Here is a 20,228-nt window from a genome sequence, read left to right as displayed (position 1 = left end):
CTGCACTCGGGTCAGCTCACCGAACGAGTCAACGCACTCTGAAATACGAAGAGCCACTTTGCAACGAGACCCAGCTTGTTCTTACCGACCCCTCGCTGGCCATTTCTACAGCGACCTTCGCGGATTCTATAACGCTCGAGGTCATCACCGATCACCCGATCCCGCAAAGTTGCGAGATGGTCCACCCAAGCCGGCGCGACGTCCACGTCCGCGGCATCGGGGAAGTCAACTAGTGAATCCTTGGTCTCAATCCCGACGTGGTATTCGAAGCGCAAGTCGGCTTCCGACGCGGGCATCCCACGACCGGACACCTGAATCTGCCCGCGCAGATGCCGCGCGTCCTCCATCTGAGGGCTCCAAATCGTAATGGCAGGCATCCCGCTGCCCCCACGCCCGACAAGGACCTCCCACCCACCCCCAAGTTGTTCACGAATCACAGGACTCAGCGATCTGAACACGCGCTCGACAGCGACCTTCTGAGGCGGAAGAGAATCGATATCGGACAGTCTCAGGCGAGACTCGGAGAAGCAGAAAATCACCTCTGACCAGGTCAAAACGCCACTCACCTGGTCACAATAGTCCTCCGCATCGACCGCCTCGAGAACCAGTAAAAAGAGGTCGTCAACGGCCGCCTTCTCCTTCTTGACTTGTATCGCCGTGAGCTGGTGGTCAAGCTTTGCCTCGATCCCTACGGTTCGCCCACCGGCAAGCCGAAGCAGTACGTCGATGTCTGCCGCGCTCTCGCACTCGACGCTTTCGACCCTCGCACCTGCCAAGGCACTGACGCCACTTCGGTCAGACAGTAGCGAAAGAAATTCTGCAGAGGACTGACGGATCTCTGCTGCAAGTGCTCGCGTCAAAATCGGTTCACTTGTAAAAATCAACCCCGTCATGAAAAGACCTCCATGCAGCACGCGCGTATCCAGCAAACACCAATGAGAACGGACTGCTCGATGCGCTACTCGCCGCTAATCTAGACAGGCCCGCCGTCAGATCTTATCCGCTCGATCACTTCTGGCGTGTCCCCCGTGGACCGGTCCGGGTGGTTCTAGAGTCCTGATTGCCCTGTTGAGGGCGGAGAAGGGACGATAGGGATCATGGCGGGACGGAAGCGTCACTCGGCTGAGGACATCGTGCGCAAGTTGCGCCGAGCCGATGAACTGGCGGCCGAGGGCAAGAACGGCGAGGTGATCGCCGCCGACCTCGAGGTGTCGGCGGCCACCTTGTACAACTGGCGCCGCCAGTACGGCGGCATGGACGCTGATGCCGCCAAGGAACTCAAGGAGCTACGCGAGCAGAACGGCCGGCTCAAGCGCCTGCTCGCCGACGCCGAGTTGGAGAAAGACGCGCTGCGGGAGATCGCCAAGGGAAGATTCTGAGCCCGACCGCCAAACGCGCCGCGATCGACATGCTCAAAGACGTGAAGAACATGTCAGAACGTATGGCGTGCAGGGTTGTTGGGCTTTCACGGTCTACCTACGGGCGTCTGCCGTTGGCTCAGACACCGGCCGACCCGGACGCTGGTATGCGTGCACAGCTACGCACCTACGCCCGCAAGCACCCGCGACACGGGTTCCGGCGGGCGTGGGCGCACCTGCGGTTCGACGACGGTATCGAGGTGAACAAGAAGAAGGTGCATCGGCTGTGGACGGAGGAGGGCCTGCAGGTGCGCCGGGCGCCGCGGCGCAAACGAGCCGGGCAATCGTCAGTGCCGATCGTGGCGGCGGATGCGCCGAAGGTGGTGTGGGCATTGGACTTTCAGTTTGACTCGACCGTGGATGGCAAGAAGGTCAAGATCGCATCAATGGTCGATGAACACACCCGGATGTCGTTGCTCAACATCGTGGATCGCTCGATCACCGCCGACCGGTTGGTCGAGGAATTGGAGAAGACCTTCGCGATCTGGGGTGGCCCACCCATGGTGCTACGCATGGACAACGGCCCTGAGTTCATCTCAGAGGCGCTCCAGGCGTTCTGTGCAGGGTCGGTAGGCATCTCCTATATTCCGCCCGGCACGCCGTGGAACAACGGGTTCATCGAATCGTTCAACAACCGGCTTCGCGACGAGTGCCTGAACCGCAACTGCTGGCCCACCCTGCTCGAAGCTCGCGTGGTGATCGACGATTTCAAACACGACCACAACCACCGGCACCGCCACTCGGCGCTGGGCTACCAGACCCCGGCCGAGTACGCTGCCCGATGCACCCACCAGCACCACCCTGTGGGCTGCGAGATCGACTGACCGACAGCTAGAAGAAACTGGCTCTAGAACTGCCTGGACCGGCTATCGGGGACCTGCCAAATCCGTTTGTTGCCTCTTCCAAGTCGAAGTCGGCTCGCAAGCAGTCGAACCAAGCGTTTGTCCGTGGGTTTCCGACCTCGTTGTCTTCGGCCCCGGCGTCAACTCCCCATAGTGCGTATGACCAGCGCTTCAGGACGGTGGTTCGACTCTCACCGTATTGGTCCAGCATGTCGCCGTCGCCAGTGACAAGTGCAAACCCGAGGCGTTCGAAGACGCTCCACTGCTGTTGTAGACGGGAACCGCGGGTGTTGCTGGCGCGAGCCCAGTTCAGGAGCGAACTGTACCTATCGGTGGGAGTTGGGCAGGTCACGAGAGTTCCTGAGGATGATTGTTGGTGCAGCCGGTGGCGGTGCCAGGCCATAGTTGCGGGAGCGAGGGCCCGGCACCGCCGCGTTCAGCTCAGCGACTGGTAGAAGGCGGATTCGAAGTCGAGGTACCTGCCGAAGGATGTGGCGTCCCCGAACGGGAGGATCTGGGTTGCCCAGAAGCCCCCGTATCCATTCTCACGGTCGATCCAGTAGAAGAGGTTCGCCAAACCGGCCCAACCTAACCCGCCTGCGGGTCGGCCGGTTGGGGCCTCCTCGTTGTTGAGCATGAACGGCAGTGACCAGGACTTCGAGACTCCTGGAAAGAATTCGGCGTCGTTCGACAGCTCGGGTATGACACCGGGGAGTGCGGTGACCCGCAGGGTCCCTGTGTGGTTTTGCACCGCGTTCTGTACGGTTTCCGGTTTGAGAACTCGTCCATGTTCGCCCAACCCATCGTTGAGCCACATCCGGATGAACTTCATGTAGTCGGACACCGTGCCGTAGAGACCGTGCCCACCCATGTGGACATCGGGCGGGGAGGGCAACTCGAAGTCCATCGGCGTCAGGGAACCGTCTGCGTTGCGGGCGTGCATCTGCGCGAGTCGGTTGCGGTGATTGTCGTTGAGTTCGAAGCTCATTGCCTCGATGCCGAGCGGCTCGAAGATGCGGGTGGCAAAGACTTCGCCGAGTCGCTGCCCGGTGATTCGTTCGATGACCTGGCCGACCCAGTCGATGTTGGAACCGTACTGCCAGCGTTGCCCGGGATCGAAGAGAAGCGGCGTTGTGAGCGCTTCTTTGGTCGCGGTGATCACGCTGGGCTGGCCGTAGCTGTCTGCGAGCTCACGATAGTTGTCGTCGAAGAAGTCGTAGCCGAATCCCGCTGTATGCGTGAGTAGTTGGCGGGTTGTTACCTGACTCCGAGGCGGTCTGAGTACTGGCCCGGAGCTGCCGATACGCTCGAGTACTTGCAGCTCGTTCAACTCGGGAACGTAGTCGCCCGCAGGGCGATCGAGATCGAGCCGGTTCTCTTCCACCAGCTGTAGTGCGGCGGTCGCAGTGATCGCCTTGGTGGTGGAAAACAGGGCGAACACGTCGTCGGTGGTAATTGCATCACCGTTGCTGTTGCGGCGTCCGGCGGCGTTGGAGTACACGGTACTGTCACGGTCGGTGACCATGGCGACCACGCCTGGGACACCCTGGTCTCCGGCGACTGCGCTATCGAGGGTCGCATCGGCCGACTGCTTGAATGCGGCGGCGTCAAGCCGCCCTACTACTGAAGTCATGACTTACTCCTCTCAGACTGCGGGTCAGCGCAGGTCGAATCCCTTGTAACCGGCGGCGGCGGCCTCTTGTGTGCGCTCGCGATAGGCGCCAACTCCACCGACGTACGACAAGACCCGGCGAGGCTTGCCTGGAACGTTCGATCCCGTGTACCAGGAGTTGGTCTTCGAGATCAGGTTGGCGTCGGCAAGGTCGTCGTGGTGGTCGACCCAATCATCTTGTCCTTGCTGCGTGGGCTCCATGACAGCCTTGCCGTTCTCGCGCAGATGCAGGATTGCACCGGTGATCCACTCCGTCTGCTGCTGAAGGCAGGTCGTCATGTTGCAGAGGGCAGCTGATGGCGCCAGCGGCGCGCCGGTGGTGAAAAGGTTCGGATAGCCGTGGACCATGAGGCCCATTGTGGTGCGAATGTCGCGCGACCAGTCGTCCTTAAGGGAGCGGTTGTCACGGCCTCGAATGTCGATGCGAGTCAACGCACCGGTTCCGGCATCGAAGCCTGTGGCCATGATGATCACGTCCAACTCATGCACGGTGCCGTCCTCAAGCAGAATGCCTTCCGGGACGATGCGGCCAATCGGGTTGTCGCTGACACGGACTGCTTCGACGTTGGGACGGTGGTACACCTCGAGGTAGTCGGTTTCGAGGGGCACTCGGTGGGTGCCGAACCCATAGGCGGAGGGGATCAGCAAGTCCTCTAGTTCAGGATCGTTGAGCCGCGCACGCATCTTGTCCCGGACAAACTCCGAAACCTCCTCGCTAACTTGCTCATCGGAAAAGATCTCAGCGAACGAAGCGAGCCAGAGTTTGAGGGAGCCGTTGTCGTAGTCGGCTTCGAGCCGGGCTCGGCGCTCGGCCGGCGTCAGGTCTCCCCATGCGCTGGTGAAGTCGTACTCGAAACCGGTGAAGGTGTGGGGAAGGGTCTGCCGCAGTTCTTCGAAGCGTTCCTTGTAGCCATCGACCTCGTCCGGGCCGTAGCTGGGGTTCTTCATGGGCAGCACATACTGGGGAGTCCGGATGAACACCTTGAGGTGGTCGACGGTGTCGGCGATCGTCTGAATGACCTGAATACCGGTGGCGCCGTTGCCGATCACACCGACGCGCTTTCCCGAGAGATCGAGCTCTCCCCGTGGCCAACGTGCCGTGTGGAAGATGTCGCCGCGGAAGTCGTCCTGCCCGGCGAAGAGATTCGACATCGGCGCCGACAACATGCCGGTGCACGCGACCACGTACTGGGCATCGATCGTCTCGCCCGTGCTGGTGCTGACCGTCCACCGGCCAGTGTCGTCATTGAAGACCGCCGCTGTGATCGTCGTTTCGAATTGGATGTCCTTGCGGAGGTCGAGCGCGTCGGCAACGTAGTGGAACCACTGCTCGATTTCGGGCTGCTCGGGGAATCGGTGGCTCCAGCTCCAGTTCTTGTACAGATCCTCGCTGAACAGGTACTGGTAGATGTAGGCCTCGGAGTCAAATTTCGCACCGGGGTATCGATTCCAGTACCAGGTGCCTCCGACGTCGGTCGCGGCGTCGTATGCGCGGACCGTGAAGCCCTGTTCTCGTAACTGGTGGAGCTGGTACAGCCCGGCGACTCCAGCGCCGATGATGACTGCGTCGAGACTCTGAGCCGTCATAATTTGCCTCCTCGGTTGACTGTGACTGTGATCACTGTTCAACCTCAGTGTTGGCGTGTCTCAACCGACGTGACGTGTCCCAGTTTGGAACAAAACCTGACGCGACCGGACTCCGGCGGCCGTGTCAAATTGGGACACCCCACCCCCTCTCCAAGTGTTACATCATTCACAAACAAGCTGCGATGCGATCTGCAACACAGGAGACTTCGATGAGTTCATCCACGATGAAGGCGTTCGTCATGCCGGAGGTGGGCAAGACCGCGGTTGTCGACAAGCCAATTCCCGATCCCGGCCCGGACGACGTCATCGTGAAGACGACTCACGCGCTCATCTGCACCTCCGACGTGCACACGGTCGCCGGCGTCCTACCAGTGAACCCGGGCGTCATCCTCGGCCACGAAGCCCTCGGAGTTGTGTACGCAACCGGGTCGAATGTGACAGGTTTCGTGGAGGGTCAGCGCGTGGCGGTCAACGCGATCACTCCGTGTTTCCAGTGCCGCTACTGTCAGACCGGCTACACCAGCCAGTGCGGGGGTCCGCTCGGCGGATACAAGTACACCGCAGTCAATGACGGCAACCTCGCCGAGTATTTTGTGGTGCCACACGCGATGGCGAACCTCGCCCCCATCCCCGATGCGGTGAGCAGCGAAGCGGCCGTTTATGCATGCGACATGCTGTCCACCGGCTTCATGGGCGCCGAGCACTGCCATCTCCGCATCGGAGACTCAGTCGCCATCTTCGCGCAGAGAGCTGTCGGCCTGAGCGCGACGATCGGCGCGACTCTACAGGGCGCCGGCCGCATCTTTGCGGTCGAATCGATTCCCCAACGACAAGCTCTCGCGAAAGCTTTGGGGCCACCGACATTATCGACTACAGCGAGGGAGATGCTGTGGAGCAGATCCTCGCCGCGACCGGCGAGGGTGTCGACGCCGCGATCGAAGCGCTCGGACTCCCCCAAACGTGGGAGGCATGCCTGCGCGTCACGAAGGCGGGCGGGCGAATCTCCAACATCGGCTACCACGGCGAGAACCCGAATCCCCTACAGGTACCGCTCGATGCGTTCGGCTTGGGAATGGCGGACAAGTCAATTCACTCCGGACTCTGCCCAGGCGGCAACGACCGAATGCAGCGGATCTTTGCGGTCCTCGGCACCGGGCGAGTCGATCCCACCTCGATGACCACGCATACGTTCAGCTTCGACGATGTCGAGAGGGGCTTCAAGCTGATGCAGACCAAAGAAGACAACGTGATCAAACCCCTGATCACGTTCTAGCTGACACACGGACCCACCTATCGGAGATCGGGCAGACGGATGAATACACCGGCATCGTCGCGGGCCACACCAAGGCAACGGCTCCGACCCGAGCGTCACCAGCCGCTCAGGTGCCGACACGAGGCTCAATCGACACCGCCGCCGCCGAAGGAATGGCGGAAAGACCTCCCAGCAATGCTGGACTTCTTCCGCACATGGGCTCGGTTCGGCGGCGGTTCCGCCGAGGACATCTTCGTCACCTTCGGAGTGAGCGAACGCGAGTTCTTCCATCGCGTTTGGTCAATCCTCGACGACCGCCCGCCGCCGGCTCTGACCTGGAACTCCGAGTACGCGTCGTGGCGCAGGATCGCCAGAGTCCGGCTCGAGCGGGCGCGCTAGCACAGACAGGGGCTCGGCCGGTCATGCGCAAACACCCGGCCACGCGCCACCTGCGGATGCACAGGATGACCCATACGGGACCGGTGAACCGGGTTGGCACACCTTGGCCGGTCAGGGATCATTGCTAGTTAGATATGTGCTCTGAATCACAGGAGGTGGTTGATTTGACCGATGACCCCGCCAACCGATTTCTGCGCACCGCCGCTGCTCGCGCGGACTTCCTCGAGAACGGCAAACCCGGTGCAGCGGGCGTACCCGACGTTGTTGCCGCGTCTTGGGAGCGCAGCCAGTCGGCGGGTGTCAGCGCGCATCGAGCGGTGCCGAGCTACACCGAAGACATCGACGCATCGTCACGACTGGTGCGCAGTGCCCGGCCGGTGCTCGACCAGCTCGGTGCCGACATCGCGGACATGGCGTTAGTGATTGCGCTCACCGACCATCGCGCCCGATTGATCCAACGCATCGACGTCTCCTCCGGAATGGGTCGCCTGCTCGATCGCGTCGAGTTCGCGCCCGGCTTCACCTACGCCGAAGACACCGTGGGCACCAATGGGGTGGGAACGGCGATCGAATCTGGGCAGGCCATCTCGGTCGTGGGCGCCGAACACTACTCCGAACATCTCCAGCAGTTCGCTTGTACCGGAGCGCCGGTTGTCGATCCCATCACCGGTCGACTCGAGGGAATCCTCGACGTGTCGACAGTCGCGCAGTCCTGGAGCCCACTCATGCACACCCTCGTCAAGTCAGCAGCCAACGACATCGCTCGCAACCTGCTCCTCGACCGCAGCCAGGCTCAGCAGGCACTCTTCGACACCTACCTCCGGACTGACGCTCGTTCCAGCAGACGAGCAGTATTCGGATTCGGCGAGTCGGTCACCATGGCCAATGCTGCGGCCCAGAAACTGTTTTCGCCGAACGAACAACTCGCTATCCGTGATCACATCACATTCATGATCGGCCGACGCAGCCACGTATCCGACACAGTCGTCCTCAGTTCCGGGCAACATGTCAACGTCCACGGCACCCGAATCGTGGCAGGTGGAGTCGCCGCCGGCATCGTCGCGATCGCAGAGTGCACCGAGCAGGAGCTACCTCCGAAGAGGGCTGGCAAGCCTGGGTTCGCTGAAGAGATTCTGCCCAACGTCGCCACCGCAACCGAACACACGCAGTCGATCGTGACTGACATGCGGTCGCGGTCCCGGAGAACGACCAGCCCGGACAGGTCCCCGGCATGGAAGCGCGCCCGTGAGCAACTCGCCGACGCAATCGGCCGGCCCCAAGTGTCGCCTGTCTTGCTGACAGGCGAGGAGGGTACCGGACGCTTCACACTGGCGGTCGAACTATTCCACGCGCTCCATCCCCAAGCACGGAGCATCAGCATCGATCCCAGCGACCTCGCTCACGGCATTGACCCGGAAGGCGGCACACTCGGCGACATCGAGCCCACCAGCTTCACCCTCATCGTCGCCCGTAACATCAACGAACTCGACACAGTTGGCGCGGCAAACCTCGCCCGACTTCTCCACGATGCCGCTCTGCGAACCCGGGCGATCGCCGTCGTGGCCACCACCACCGAGCTAGACCTAGAGCAGCCCGAACCCTTCCACAACGTGCTCTCGCAGTTCGACACTGCCATCGGCGTCCCACCACTTCGGCTACGAACTGAGGACCTGCCTGCCATCGCCATCCGACTCGCTAGCGAGCTCGCGCCCACTCGCCATGTCCGTCTCTCCCGTGCGGCCGAACGGACCATCTGCACCTACGCCTGGCCGGAAAACATACCGCAGCTTCGAAGCGCTCTCGCACACGCCCTGAAGACCCGACCAGTAGGTGAAATTCAAGAAGTCGATCTCCCCCGCTACTGCCACACACGCGATACCGAGCGCCGCCTCAGCCCCGTCGAGATTGCCGAACGAGACGCGATCATCGAGGCTTTGCGCGTCCACCACGGCAATCGCTCCGCTGCGGCCGAGCACGTCGGAATGTCACGCAGCAGCATCTACCGAAAGATCAAGTTCTATAAACTGACCACCTAACCGAGAACGCCCGCAATTCTATATGAGCTGCGATCCAGACGTCACACGCTGCACCGACCAAGCTGTGCTGAGACAGTTCTCCCCCAGATGTTCGCGCGCGGGTAATGCGCGTTACGCCAGGTGGGCAGGCGCGGGCACCCGTCCGGCGCGAATCAACTAACCCCAGCAACCGGTTTGAAAGTGCCGACAGCTTCCGGTTATGTCGCTACGCCCGGCACGGGACATCAGGGCGGGCCCTGCGTGGGCGGTCCTCAGACAAGTTGGTCTACCTCGGCGAGGTGGGGACCGGATTCACCCAGCAACAGCGCCGCGAGATCGCCGTCCAGCTCGCCGCAGTGACCCACCCGGACCATCCGTTCACCACCAGGCACTTCCCTACGAGGGCCGAGGAAACGTAATTGGCGCTCTCGACCGGCATTCGACACACCCCGCGCCAGAGGCCATTTGACCTGTTAACTGCACTTATTCGAGGTTCAATTTAACCACTGATGGAGGCAGTTGAGTTGATGGACGATCTGAGCCGCAGCGTTTCGAGCATCGCGGTGGTCGCCGCGACCACGGCTCGCAAAGAAGAAGGTGCATCGGCTGTGGACGGAGGAGGGCCTGCAGGTGCGCCGGGCGCCGCGGCGCAAACGAGCCGGGCAATCGTCAGTGCCGATCGTGGCGGCGGATGCGCCGAAGGTGGTGTGGGCATTGGACTTTCAGTTTGACTCGACCGTGGATGGCAAGAAGGTCAAGATCGCATCAATGGTCGATGAACACACCCGGATGTCGTTGCTCAACATCGTGGATCGCTCGATCACCGCCGACCGGTTGGTCGAGGAATTGGAGAAGACCTTCGCGATCTGGGGTGGCCCACCCATGGTGCTACGCATGGACAACGGCCCTGAGTTCATCTCAGAGGCGCTCCAGGCGTTCTGTGCAGGGTCGGTAGGCATCTCCTATATTCCGCCCGGCACGCCGTGGAACAACGGGTTCATCGAATCGTTCAACAACCGGCTTCGCGACGAGTGCCTGAACCGCAACTGCTGGCCCACCCTGCTCGAAGCTCGCGTGGTGATCGACGATTTCAAACACGACCACAACCACCGGCACCGCCACTCGGCGCTGGGCTACCAGACCCCGGCCGAGTACGCTGCCCGATGCACCCACCAGCACCACCCTGTGGGCTGCGAGATCGACTGACCGACAGCTAGAAGAAACTGGCTCTAGAACTGCCTGGACCGGCTATCGGGGACCTGCCACTTCGACGGAGCGTGACTGGGCCCGTGGGGAGGGCGTGCGTGGGGGCTGGACGCGCGGCTGTCGAATGTACGCAGCACTTCAACGGTGACGATTATGGCTGCTTATGCGGCAGTGGTGCTGGCGGACAGGATCTGCGAGGCAGAAGCGAGCCGCGTTGCCGGGCAAGCCGGAGCTTGCCCCGCCGGAGCTATCGGCAAGGTCGGGGCACACCGGGACGACCGCCTGAAGGCTGCGAACGCCCGCCGGCGGGGTGGTGCGTAGTGGCTCGCCGGCAGTACACAACCGGTTACCGGTCAATCCTGGTCTCCTACCTCGACGCCCAGCGCGATCGCTGGAACGTGTCTGCGCGTGATAGGGGCGATCAGGTGATCCGGCAGCGATCCGTGGTGAAGCAGGCTACCGGCGCTTGGGGGGAGTCAGCCGGCAATGGTTCGGCAGACACGACATTCTGGGCCCTGCGCGCGACCGATCATCCTGGCGCGGCATTGTTCACACTTCCGTACGGCCTGGCCGGTCTAGTTGCGCTGCGGCCGATGGTCTCGGTGTGGGTTCTCACCGCGGTGATGAACGCCCGGATCGTCTCGGTGGCGCGGTCGCACTCACCCTCGATCACCGGCTGCAGATCCTCTGCGCGTCCGCCGTTCATGAGTTCACTGTGAATCTCGCCTGCCGTCTGAAGACACTTCCATGTAGCCCCCTGCATGAGCGACATCAATTCGGAGAGTGCGTCACCTACGAGTAGTTCCAGCCGCAGCGCGAGGATCGCTAACTTCGCGTGATCGTTGTGGACTTGACGTTGGGTTCTCTCGCCGCGTGGCCATGTGCCGCAACCGCCGGACATGGCGACGACCTGCTGGGCGGTCTCGGTGATCGTGTTCGTCAGGTCCGTCAACGACTCGCGCTGCCACCGCACGAACTCGCGGGCGTCGGCTGCGGTGATCGCGGCCCGGTTCGTGTTATTGCTCTTGATCACTCCGGCGAACGCGGCAACGGCGACGACGCAGGAGCCGAGGAACGGCAGCCATGCGACCAGGAAGGACACGGTGACTATCGGCAGACCGTGAAGGCGTCGACCCCGGCCGGCGGCCTCGCCAGGCGTGTCCGGCTGTCGAAGGTCAGGTGTGTGTCGCTGACCGCGGTGACCGTGCGCCAGACACCGTTCGTCTTGACCTGATCACCGACGCGAATCTCACTAAACCGGGCCGACCGCTGTTCCATATCAGGACCGTAGCCGAGCAGCGTCAGCCATCGGGGCGGTCTGCTCAACGCCGCCCTGTACTCGCGCAGTTGCTGGACCACCAGTTCGATCGCCTCCCATGCTTGCTATGCCTGGGAGGTCCGGGGCCGTGCCGAGAAAGCGAAGGTCGGCGCGATAGCACGGTGCGACAATCCGTCGCATGGAAAGTGTCGTGGTCTGGTGTGGTGTTATCTCGTTCCTAGCGGCCGGGGTTTGGAGCCTGGAGGCCACTCAAGACTGGCGGAACAAAATTACGCATGGCGCGATGATCGTCGCGATCGCCGCAGCAGTTCCCACCATCGCGCTGATCCCATTTCTTACAGACTGGCCGTGGTGGGCCTATCCGTTGTTCTGGATCGGAGCGCCCGTTGCGGTCGTGGCAATAGGCGGTCTAGCGCTAGGCGAAGCAATGCAACGATTTGGTCGCTGACTTACCCGCGCTTGCTGGATGAAGTCAGGGGCGATCACGCCCGCCTGCCGGTAACCGCCCCTGCCCTGTCGATGCGCCGTCATGGGATGACGAGCATGGCTTATACGCACAGGGACGGGAGATTCCGTCGGGACATCCGGTCGGGACGATCTAGGGCAGTCGTGAGCAGATGTTGCAGGACAGTGTTCACGGTCGTAGTCGCGGCGGAATGTCTCGCAGCAAGGACGGTACCGACACGGTTGCGATGACTGGCAGGATAATGCGCCGACGACGAAGACCGGCGATTTGATCATCTCTAGCGCGGTCGTGCGATCACGGGCTACCAGGGCGAGTACCCTGGCCGTTCGTGCACGCATAGGGCACGGTATCCGTTCTGGAGATTCGCCTTTCGCGCTGTGAACAGCGCTTATATGTTGCTCCGCCGCCAGGACTCGAACCTGAAATGCCTGAACCAAAATCAGGAGTGTTGCCGATTACACCACGGCGGATCAATGCGCGATCGATTCTGCCACAGCCGGTGAGGACTCCCAGAAGCCGATGGCGTCCAGGCTGCGGACCAGGCGTTCGCGGGCGTCGACGAAGCGGCTGTGAATCTCGATGCTGATGGCCTCGGTGTCGCCGCCGGCCAGGTAGGCGATCAGCCGGCGGTGACTGGCGACGGCCTGGCGGCCCCAGTCCTCGTCGTGCGTGTAGAGGCTGTGCGGGGTGTAGCGCGTGGCGGCGAACAGGAACCACGCGAGCTTCTTGCTGCCGCCGGCCAGGTTGACGCGCCGATGGAACTCGAACTCGTGCTCGCGGACCCGGTCCGCGTCACCGGCACCGACGCTGCGCTCGAGGTCGTCCACGATCGTTGTGAGGGCGGCCAGTTCGCTCTCCAGTCGCTCGCTGCGGACCGCGTGCCTCGCCAGACGCGCGGACAACTCAGCCTGCATCCAGAAGATGTCTTCGAGGTCGGCGCGGCCGAGGTCGTCGACGATGAAGCCGCGGTGAGGTGACGACTTCACCAACCCCTCCCCGCGCAGGGTCACCAGCGCCTCGCGCACGGGCGTCACGCTGCAGCCGAACTCCGCGGCGGCCTCGTCGAGCCGGATGAACTCCCCGGGCCGGACCTGACCGGTGATGATCCTGTTCCGCAGCCGGTCGGCGACCTCGTCGGTCAGCTGGGTCCGGCGCACTGGCGTACTGTTCACGCGTTCTCCTTCATCTGGGCCCGGCGCTGGAAAGCCTTCACCTCCGTATAGGCCATGCTCTGGTGCTCCCGCAGCCGGGTCGCCGACCGGCGACGCTGTTTGCGCCCATTCCTCCGGCGCAGCACCCCGGGGCACATCGCGAGCGTGCGGCGCCACCGCCGGGCCTGGCGCTCGAAGCGTTCCTGCTGCTCGTCCGTCCACTCGATTCCATAGACGCCGCGGACGTTCTCTCCGGCCATGCCCCAGGTCAGCAGTCGCACCTTCGGCGCCCACCGCACGTAGCGGCGCGGCAGCGAGTACGTGGAGAAGACCTGCGCGGCAACGTCGCCCGGCAACACCTGCTCCGGTGACGCCCCCGACGCGGACCGGGGCAACCGTTCCGGATAGCGCTGTTCGACGTCGCGGATGTACCCCTCAAACTCCGCGTAGTCACCGGGCCAGTCGGAAACGTCCATCTGCAGGACCCCGCCCACCCGACCGAAGTCGACCACCAGCTGATCGAGGACATCGGCGTCGATGTCGGAGATCAGCAGCCGGTAGGTGTCGACCATGCTCTGAAACCACGTCGCGCCACCCACGACTGGTTCGCCGAATCGAAGACCGGCCGCCTCGGGCCCGCCGCCTCCCGGTCCTCGGGCACCCGCACCGACGCGTGGATCCTATTCACCTCCCGGATCAGCAGCCGAAGGGTCTGGTCGTCGGTCCCCGCGAGCAGACGCAGGTACTCGATGGTCGCCCGCCAGCGCTGCGCGCCGCGGTTGCCGTAAGCCCCGCTGTGCACCTCGGTGGGCGCGATCGACGGATGCGCCAGCTGCATGAGGGCGGCCCGCGGCCACAGCAGGTAGCTGCTGGGCTCGTCGAGCACCCGCTGCAGGCTCGGCCGCGATTTCCCGGACACGTTGTCCCCCCAGCGTTTTCAGATCATCTCGCGGTCGTGCTTCATCCGCATCTGCAAGTCCTTCATCAGTACCCGCGAGCCGCCGAAACGGATGGACTTGGGCAAGAACTTGTTGACTGCCGAGACGAAGGTGAACAGGTGCTCGAAGCGGCGCCGGTCGTTCTCGGTCCACTCCAGGCCCAGCTGCCGGTGGAACAGCGGAGGCAAGAAGCCGATGGTCAGAAAGCGCAGCAGATTGACGAACGGCAGCCGGATCAGTGGGTTGATCATGCGCAGATCCACCAGGTCGTTGAGGAAGTCGCACGTGGTGTCGTCGATCACCACGCGCTGGCAGGCCAGATTCCAGTAGTGGTCGAACTCCACGCGCGTGGCCGGCCACATGTCCTCGGGGACCTGCAGCGTGGTGCCCAGCGTCTTGCTCGACTGATAGAAGGTCTCGGCCTCCTCCTCGCTCATCTTCCCGTGCAGCAGCTGGTGGCTGTCTTCGACGCCGACGAACAGGCACGCCGCCACCCACAGCTGCAGTTCACGGTTGAAGGCGTTGTACTTCACCGGGCTCCGGTCGTCGGACTTCACATGCCGGTGGGCCGAGTTCACCGCCTCCCGGAACGCGGCCCGTTCCTCCTCGCTCCCGAGGATCGCCACCGCCAGATACTGCGAGGTGGTGCGTGCCCGCTTCCACGGATGCTTCATCAGCGCACCCGATTCCACCTTGCTCTCCATCACGCCGTAGCCCACTTCGGGCCAGCCGAGCTGCATGACGACGTTGGCCGCAGCGCCGGCGAAGGACCAGAAGTCCAGCGCTTCCTGCACGACCGCAGGCTTGCGCATGCTGGTCACCCGGCGCTTGCGTGTGGTGATCGTGATCCGCGTGTCCGCGGTGCGCAGTTCGGGCTGCTCATGGTCCAGGTCGGGCAGATACTTCATCGCGTACTTCATCTCGGACTCCTCACACTGTTTGGACGTCGTCGACGAGCCAGCTGTCGTCGACCTTCTTGAGCTTCACGACCATTCGGTACGGCTGACTCCGGCCTTCGGGGGCAACCACGTTCTTGGCCTTCTGGTCGACGAACAGCAGCACCGTCGCCTCATCGCCGTCGATCGACTCCACGGCGCCGTGCGAGACCTCCGCGCTGGCCTCCCCCTTGCCGTTGGCGACGATCTCGGTGAGCGCGGCGACCATCTCCCCGTACTTCTTGCCGAAGTCCTCGGTGGACATCGCGGTGATCTCAGCCCGGTTCTTGTCCAGATCGCGGTAGTCGAAGCTCGACAGTTTGACCGCGTAGTCGTTGGCGACGCGCAGAATCGCGGCGTCGATCCCCGGCGACGCGCCTTCACCGGAGTCGCCCGCGAAGTACTGGTAGCCGAAGAAGCCCGCAGCGGCGATCAGCGCGGCGATCACCACGGCCGCCACCGCGCGCGGCACCAGGCCGCGACTGGTCACCGGCGCCGACTTGCGCGGGGGCACCACCGGCGGCACCTCGTCCTTCTCCACGTCTCGTTCGACGTCCTTGTCGACGGTCTCAGTTGCCATTGCGAGCCCTTTCCAGAAGTTCTGACCACATCTGCATCAGTTCGGTGCCGTTGGGAATCAACAGCGGGTCGGAGACCGCCGGCGGTCCGGACACACCGCCCGGCGACTGCCAGTTCTGCGTACCCAGTCCGTCGGGGCGCGGCGCATTGACCGCGCCGCGCTGGCCGTAGCCGTCGCCCGGCGGGCAGTATCGCGTCAGATTCGGATCCGACGGTGACAGATCGCCGACCGCGCGGCGCGGCTCGTCGTAGAACAAGCACACCGGGCCCTGCGTACCGATCAGCGCGAAGTCGGCACGGTCGTTCTTGACGATGGACCGCAGGTCCAGCAGGCCCTGCGGGATGGTCTTCAACCCGGTGGCCAGCGAGGGCGTGCGGTCGCTGATGATCGGTTCGACGGCCACCAGGTTGGCGAGCACCCCGCCGAAGGTGCCGCGGTACTTGTCGAAGAGTGCTGTCGCCCGGTCCAATCCCTCCGGCGAATGGTCGAGCAGGTAGACGAACACCGGCTGCGAGGCGTCCAGCTGGTCGGTGAAGCTCGCCGCCGAGCGCATGCCCGACTCGAACCCGCCGCGGGTGTCGTCCATGGCGTCGAGGACGTCGAGCCAGTCGCCCAGCAGCGATTTCAGCATGGGCGCGTTCTTCCGGACCATCGTCGCCAGGGCCGAGCCGTTCGCGATCACCTTGGTCAGCGAGTCCTGGTCGCCGCCGAAGGCCTCCGCCAGCTCGGTCCCGACGGTGGCGAGTGTGCCGGTCCGGAACGTACCGAGCAGCTTGGCGGCCTCGCCGATCAGCACGTCCATCTGCATCGGCTGCTTGTCCTGCGGTGCGGCGATGGAGTCCCCGTCGCGCAGGTAGACGCCGGTATCCCGGCCGGTGACGATGTCGACGCTCTGGATACCCGCCATCGAGGCCATGGTGACCTGCAGGAACGAGTCGCGCGGGATCCGGGTGTCGCCGCGGACCACCAGTTCCACCTCGGCGCCCGCACCGCCCGGACGCAGACGCGCCTGCGAGACGGTGCCGACGTCGACGCCGCGCACGGTGACACCCGTTCCCGGCGTCAGTCCGAAATCATCGGTCATCTGCGCGTGCAGGCGGAGCTTGGACCGGAATCCCTCGGGTCCGGCGATGTAGTCGATACCGAACGGAATGACGAGGGCTGCCACGAGCACGAAGAGCACGAACTGGAAAGTGCCGGTGGGGAATCTGTCTCTCATCGCGGCTCCTTCTTCTGGGGAGCACCCAGTCCCCCGCTGAGCAGGTCGCCCAGCTCGCCCGGGGTCGGGAGCGGCTGTCCCGACAGCAGCAACCCGCCGGTGAGGACCTTGTCGATGCCGCCGGGGATGTCGAGGGCACCGTCGAACACCAGGTAGTCGCCGCGGATGGCGCGGGTCATGTTCGCCATGAACGAGTTCATGTTCGCCAGCGTCTCGCCCACGTCTCCGTTGAATCCGGCCAGCGCGTCGACCAGTGTCTTGGCGTCCGGGACCAGCTGATTCAGGTCGGCGTCGGTACCGGAGGTGATGGCGTCCAGATTCTTCGCGAGGCCGCTGGTCTGCTTCATCAGGCCGGCGATCCGCTCCCGTTGCTGCGCGAGCACGTTCACCGCTTTCGGGGTCTGGTCGAGGAACTCGGCGACGGTCTGGTCCTGCGCGGCGAGCAGCGCGCTCACTTCGGCTGCGGCCTCCATCGCCGCAGTGAAGTCGGTGGTGTACCGCGAGGACTTGCTGAGCAGGCGGTTGAGCGTGTCGATCAGATCACCGACCTTGTCCGAGCGATTCGCGAAGGCCTCGTTGAGGCTGTGCATCACCGACTGCAACTGCCCCATACCACTGCCGGTGACGATGTTGCCCAGCGTGGCCAGTGTGCTCTCCACCTGCGGCCCCAGCGAGGTGTCGGCCACCTCGATCACCGAACCCGCGGTCAACCGCCCGGCCGGATCCTCCGGCTGGGCGAGGCGGACGAACGGTGTCCCCAGTGCCGACGGAAGCTCCACCGCCGCAGTCACATTGGCGGGCAGATCGGTGGTGGCGCGCAGCGACAGCGTCAGCTCGGCGTGGCCGTCGGACAGACTGATCCCGGTCACCCGGCCGATCACTTCCTGACCGCTGCGCACGTCGGCACCGTCGACCATGCCGTCGGCGGAAACCAGCTGGGCGGTCACCGGAAAGGTCTCCTCGAACCCGGCCGTCGGCAGGTCCTGCAGTCCGATGGCACAGCCGCTCACGGTAACGGCCGCCAGTGCTACCGCCAGGGCGCGTTCCCAGCGCATGCGGCGCTTCGGAGTCATCGCGGCCCCTCCTTCGGCGGCAACTGTCCACCGGTGATCGCCGAGACTATGCCCAGCGGATCGGAGGCGGAGACCGGGAAGGCGATCGGATTGGTGAGGCCGGCGCCGATACAGATCGGCATCGGGAAGCGGTCGCACAGCGGCTTCAGCGTCTTGAACTGTGTCAGCGTGGTGGACACGTTCAGCCTGATCCGTCCGCGCCGGTCGGGCCCGACGGTGCCCGACAGGTTCTGCATCATCAGCGGCGCCAGGTCCATGAACTCGGCCAGCGAGGAACGGTTCTCGGCCAGGACGCCACCGAGCGCCTCGAGGTTCTCCGCGACCACCCCGACGTCGTTGCCGTGCTGCATGACGAAAGTGTTGATCTGGTCGAAGACCACCTTCAGATCGGCGATGGGAGTGGCGATGTCCTGATCGGTCCCCGACCACTGCGTCGACAGTTCGCCCATCGAGCGGATCAGGCCGTCGAGCGACACCTGCTTAGCCTGGAACGAGTTCATCAACTGGCTGAGCCCGGCGATCAGCCCCTCCACGTCCTCGCTGCGCGCCCCGACGATGCCGCTGGCCGAGGCGAGCTGATCGAGAGCTCGCTGGAACTCCGGTCCGCGTCCCTCCCACGCCTGGGCGGTCTTGCCCACCAGGGTGCCGAGGTCGGTCGAGTCCGTGTCGTCCCCGGGACCGAGGATGTCGGTGAGGGTGCCCAGGCTGCCCAGCAGCTGATCGAAGCCGATCGGCGAATGGGCCCGCGTGAGCGGGATGGTGGCGCCGTCGGCCAGCTTGTCGCCGCCGGTGTAGGCCGGGCCCAGTTCCAGGTGCCGCTCACTGATGACCGACGGATTGAGGACGTACGCCGAGACGTCGGCCGGCAGATCGACGGCGCCGTCGACGGTCATCGTCACGTGGACGTGATCGCCCTGCGGATCGAGCTTGTCGACGCGGCCGACCGGGACCCCGAGCACGGTCACCTTGGATCCGGTGAACAGGCCGTTGACGAAGGCGAAGTCGGCGTGGACGGTGCGGGTGTCGGGGTCGCGCAGCAGCATGTACCAGCCACCGGTGACGAGGGCGGCGACCAGCAGCAGCGCCAGGAGGATCTTGCCGCCGTACCGCTTGCGGGGCTTGACTTCACGCACTTGCCGGAATGTCATCAGCTACACCCCTGCATGACGCCCAGCACGCACAGCAGCCCGTCTGGGATCACCGCCGACGGTGAGACCACGTCCGCCCAGTTGCCGTTGCCCGTCGCGTCGGTGATGGTCCGCATGGCCGGGGGAAGCGTGTGCAGGATCTTCTCGATCTCGCCGACGTTGTCGTTCAGCGTGCCGGTCACCGAGACCAGATTCGTCATCAACTCTCCCATCGGGATGGTCGGGAAGGTCTGCGCCATGCGGTCCAGGACCAGCCGGAGGTTGTCGGCCAGTCGGGTCAGGACCACTTTGCGCACCACCAGGGTCTGCACGATCGCCTGCGTGCTGCTCAGCGCGCCGGACAGCGAATCGGCTTGGCTCGCCGTCACCTCGGCGAGCCGCTTGGCGACCCGCAGCAGCTGGTCGAGCTGCCGGCCGGTGCCCGACACGGCGAGCGCCGCGCCGCCGACGCCCTCCATCGCCCCGGACAGGTCGTCGGCCTCCGGGACCAGCGAGCGCATGGTCGCCATCATCGTGCGCAGCACTTGCGGATCGACCTGTGTCGAGGAGTCGAGGGCATCGGAGGACAGGTCGTCCAGCGAGTACGGAGAATCGGTGCGCGCCAGGGGAATCGTGTCGTCCTCTCCCACCGAACCGCTGCCGGCCGGGATCACCTCGAAGTAGCGCTTGCCCAGCACCGTGCGCAGCCGCACGGTGGCGCGGGTCTGGTCGCCCAGCGGCTGATCGTCGTCGAGCCGGAAGCCCACACGCACCCGGTCCCCGGCCAGCGTGATGGACTCGATACGACCCGCCGGCACCCCCGCGACCAGAACCGGATCGGCGGTGGTGAGGCCTCCGGCGTTGGCCAGTTCCGCGGCGTACGGCGCGGTCTTGGCCTGGTACGAGATCTGCGGGACGCCGATGGCGACCAGCACCAGAACCAGCAGGGTGACGATGCCCGCGGTACCGAGCACGGCGGGCGATGCGCCCTGGCCGCGCTTGTCGGACCTGAAGACGAATTCCAGGACGCCGACGAAGACGTCGATCAGTCTGACGAGGAACATGCCGG

The 20,228-nt window shown here is 64.2% G+C and carries 19 protein-coding genes, 1 tRNA gene and 2 pseudogenes; 8 read left to right on the top strand and 14 right to left on the bottom strand.

From position 1 onward, the window contains the following. Positions 1 to 11: 11 nt before the first annotated feature. Positions 12 to 929, bottom strand: a complete 918-nt coding sequence (locus ABD732_RS17035) for a hypothetical protein (RefSeq protein ID WP_344785682.1) — start codon at positions 927 to 929, stop codon at positions 12 to 14. Between the two features lie 168 nt (positions 930 to 1,097). Between ABD732_RS17035 and ABD732_RS17030 the strand changes: the two genes are divergently transcribed. Next, positions 1,098 to 2,242, top strand: a protein-coding gene (locus ABD732_RS17030) for an IS3 family transposase (RefSeq protein WP_344785680.1) whose coding sequence is annotated in 2 segments (ribosomal slippage) — positions 1,098 to 1,365 and positions 1,365 to 2,242 — 1,146 coding nt in all. Because the reading frame shifts where the segments join, the coding sequence is not laid out codon by codon here. 454 nt (positions 2,243 to 2,696) lie between these two features. Here the strand turns inward: ABD732_RS17030 and acmB are convergent. Further along, complete coding sequence (gene acmB, locus ABD732_RS17025; protein WP_344785678.1) at positions 2,697 to 3,893, bottom strand: methyl acetate hydrolase AcmB; 1,197 nt, start codon at positions 3,891 to 3,893, stop codon at positions 2,697 to 2,699. A gap of 24 nt (positions 3,894 to 3,917) precedes the next feature. Beyond that, a complete protein-coding gene (locus ABD732_RS17020) occupies positions 3,918 to 5,519 on the bottom strand; it encodes a flavin-containing monooxygenase (RefSeq protein WP_344785676.1) in 1,602 nt (533 codons plus the stop codon). 182 nt (positions 5,520 to 5,701) lie between these two features. Between ABD732_RS17020 and ABD732_RS17015 the strand changes: the two are divergent. From ABD732_RS17015 to ABD732_RS16995, 6 genes and pseudogenes are all read left to right on the top strand, one after another. Next, positions 5,702 to 6,094 (top strand): annotated as a pseudogene (locus ABD732_RS17015) (alcohol dehydrogenase catalytic domain-containing protein); the annotation flags it as partial. A gap of 314 nt (positions 6,095 to 6,408) precedes the next feature. Continuing rightward, on the top strand, positions 6,409 to 6,792 hold the full coding sequence (locus ABD732_RS17010; RefSeq protein ID WP_344785675.1) for a zinc-binding dehydrogenase: 384 nt from the start codon (positions 6,409 to 6,411) through the stop codon (positions 6,790 to 6,792). A gap of 174 nt (positions 6,793 to 6,966) precedes the next feature. Beyond that, positions 6,967 to 7,170, top strand: a complete 204-nt coding sequence (locus ABD732_RS17005; protein ID WP_344785674.1) for a hypothetical protein — start codon at positions 6,967 to 6,969, stop codon at positions 7,168 to 7,170. 164 nt (positions 7,171 to 7,334) lie between these two features. After that, the gene (locus tag ABD732_RS17000; protein ID WP_344785673.1) at positions 7,335 to 9,206 is read left to right on the top strand and encodes a sigma-54-dependent Fis family transcriptional regulator; all 1,872 of its coding nucleotides are present in this window, start codon (positions 7,335 to 7,337) and stop codon (positions 9,204 to 9,206) included. 104 nt (positions 9,207 to 9,310) lie between these two features. Next, entirely contained in the window at positions 9,311 to 9,604 is a 294-nt protein-coding gene (locus tag ABD732_RS18790; RefSeq protein ID WP_425553078.1) for an ATP dependent DNA ligase, read from the top strand. Between the two features lie 253 nt (positions 9,605 to 9,857). Continuing rightward, positions 9,858 to 10,391, top strand: coding sequence for an integrase core domain-containing protein (locus tag ABD732_RS16995; protein ID WP_344785672.1), 534 nt, complete (start codon positions 9,858 to 9,860; stop codon positions 10,389 to 10,391). A gap of 529 nt (positions 10,392 to 10,920) precedes the next feature. Here ABD732_RS16995 and ABD732_RS16990 read toward each other — a convergent pair. Together ABD732_RS16990 and ABD732_RS16985 are read right to left on the bottom strand one after the other, a co-directional pair. Then, complete coding sequence (locus tag ABD732_RS16990; protein WP_344785671.1) at positions 10,921 to 11,493, bottom strand: hypothetical protein; 573 nt, start codon at positions 11,491 to 11,493, stop codon at positions 10,921 to 10,923. 5 nt (positions 11,494 to 11,498) lie between these two features. Continuing rightward, positions 11,499 to 11,750, bottom strand: a complete 252-nt coding sequence (locus ABD732_RS16985) for a hypothetical protein (RefSeq protein ID WP_344785670.1) — start codon at positions 11,748 to 11,750, stop codon at positions 11,499 to 11,501. A 98-nt stretch (positions 11,751 to 11,848) separates the two neighbouring features. On the opposite strand from ABD732_RS16985, the gene ABD732_RS16980 reads away from it, so the two are divergent. Beyond that, the gene (locus tag ABD732_RS16980) at positions 11,849 to 12,118 is read left to right on the top strand and encodes a hypothetical protein (protein WP_344785669.1); all 270 of its coding nucleotides are present in this window, start codon (positions 11,849 to 11,851) and stop codon (positions 12,116 to 12,118) included. A gap of 416 nt (positions 12,119 to 12,534) precedes the next feature. Here ABD732_RS16980 and ABD732_RS16975 read toward each other — a convergent pair. The 9 genes and pseudogenes from ABD732_RS16975 to ABD732_RS16935 all read right to left on the bottom strand — a co-directional run bounded on the left by ABD732_RS16975 (position 12,535) and on the right by ABD732_RS16935 (position 20,223). Further along, positions 12,535 to 12,606, bottom strand: a tRNA-Gln gene (locus tag ABD732_RS16975). Continuing rightward, positions 12,607 to 13,308, bottom strand: coding sequence for a GntR family transcriptional regulator (locus ABD732_RS16970; protein ID WP_344785668.1), 702 nt, complete (start codon positions 13,306 to 13,308; stop codon positions 12,607 to 12,609). After that, positions 13,305 to 14,125: pseudogene (locus tag ABD732_RS16965) on the bottom strand (oxygenase MpaB family protein). Before ABD732_RS16965 ends, ABD732_RS16970 begins: the two are co-directional and overlap by 4 nt. A gap of 99 nt (positions 14,126 to 14,224) precedes the next feature. Then, positions 14,225 to 15,145 carry an oxygenase MpaB family protein gene (locus ABD732_RS16960; RefSeq protein ID WP_344785667.1) on the bottom strand — a complete coding sequence of 307 codons (921 nt, stop codon included), beginning with the start codon at positions 15,143 to 15,145 and terminating at the stop codon, positions 14,225 to 14,227. 10 nt (positions 15,146 to 15,155) lie between these two features. After that, positions 15,156 to 15,740 (bottom strand): hypothetical protein, encoded by a 585-nt coding sequence (locus ABD732_RS16955; protein WP_344785666.1) that lies wholly within the window; start codon positions 15,738 to 15,740, stop codon positions 15,156 to 15,158. Further along, positions 15,730 to 16,959: an MlaD family protein gene (locus ABD732_RS16950; RefSeq protein ID WP_344785665.1), complete on the bottom strand. Its 1,230-nt coding sequence runs from the start codon at positions 16,957 to 16,959 to the stop codon at positions 15,730 to 15,732. Before ABD732_RS16950 ends, ABD732_RS16955 begins: the two co-directional genes overlap by 11 nt. After that, the gene (locus tag ABD732_RS16945) at positions 16,956 to 18,032 is read right to left on the bottom strand and encodes an MCE family protein (protein WP_344785664.1); all 1,077 of its coding nucleotides are present in this window, start codon (positions 18,030 to 18,032) and stop codon (positions 16,956 to 16,958) included. The genes ABD732_RS16950 and ABD732_RS16945 overlap by 4 nt, the downstream gene beginning before the upstream one ends. Continuing rightward, complete coding sequence (locus ABD732_RS16940) at positions 18,029 to 19,180, bottom strand: MCE family protein (protein WP_344785663.1); 1,152 nt, start codon at positions 19,178 to 19,180, stop codon at positions 18,029 to 18,031. The genes ABD732_RS16945 and ABD732_RS16940 overlap by 4 nt, the downstream gene beginning before the upstream one ends. Continuing rightward, positions 19,180 to 20,223, bottom strand: a complete 1,044-nt coding sequence (locus ABD732_RS16935) for an MlaD family protein (RefSeq protein ID WP_344785662.1) — start codon at positions 20,221 to 20,223, stop codon at positions 19,180 to 19,182. Before ABD732_RS16935 ends, ABD732_RS16940 begins: the two co-directional genes overlap by 1 nt. Between the last annotated feature and the right edge of the window lie 5 nt (positions 20,224 to 20,228).

The organism is Gordonia caeni (assembly GCF_039537105.1).
Classification (GTDB): domain Bacteria; phylum Actinomycetota; class Actinomycetes; order Mycobacteriales; family Mycobacteriaceae; genus Gordonia; species Gordonia caeni.
The sequence above is the reverse complement of the archived record's forward strand: the minus strand, read 5'-3'. Positions and strand labels throughout refer to the sequence as shown.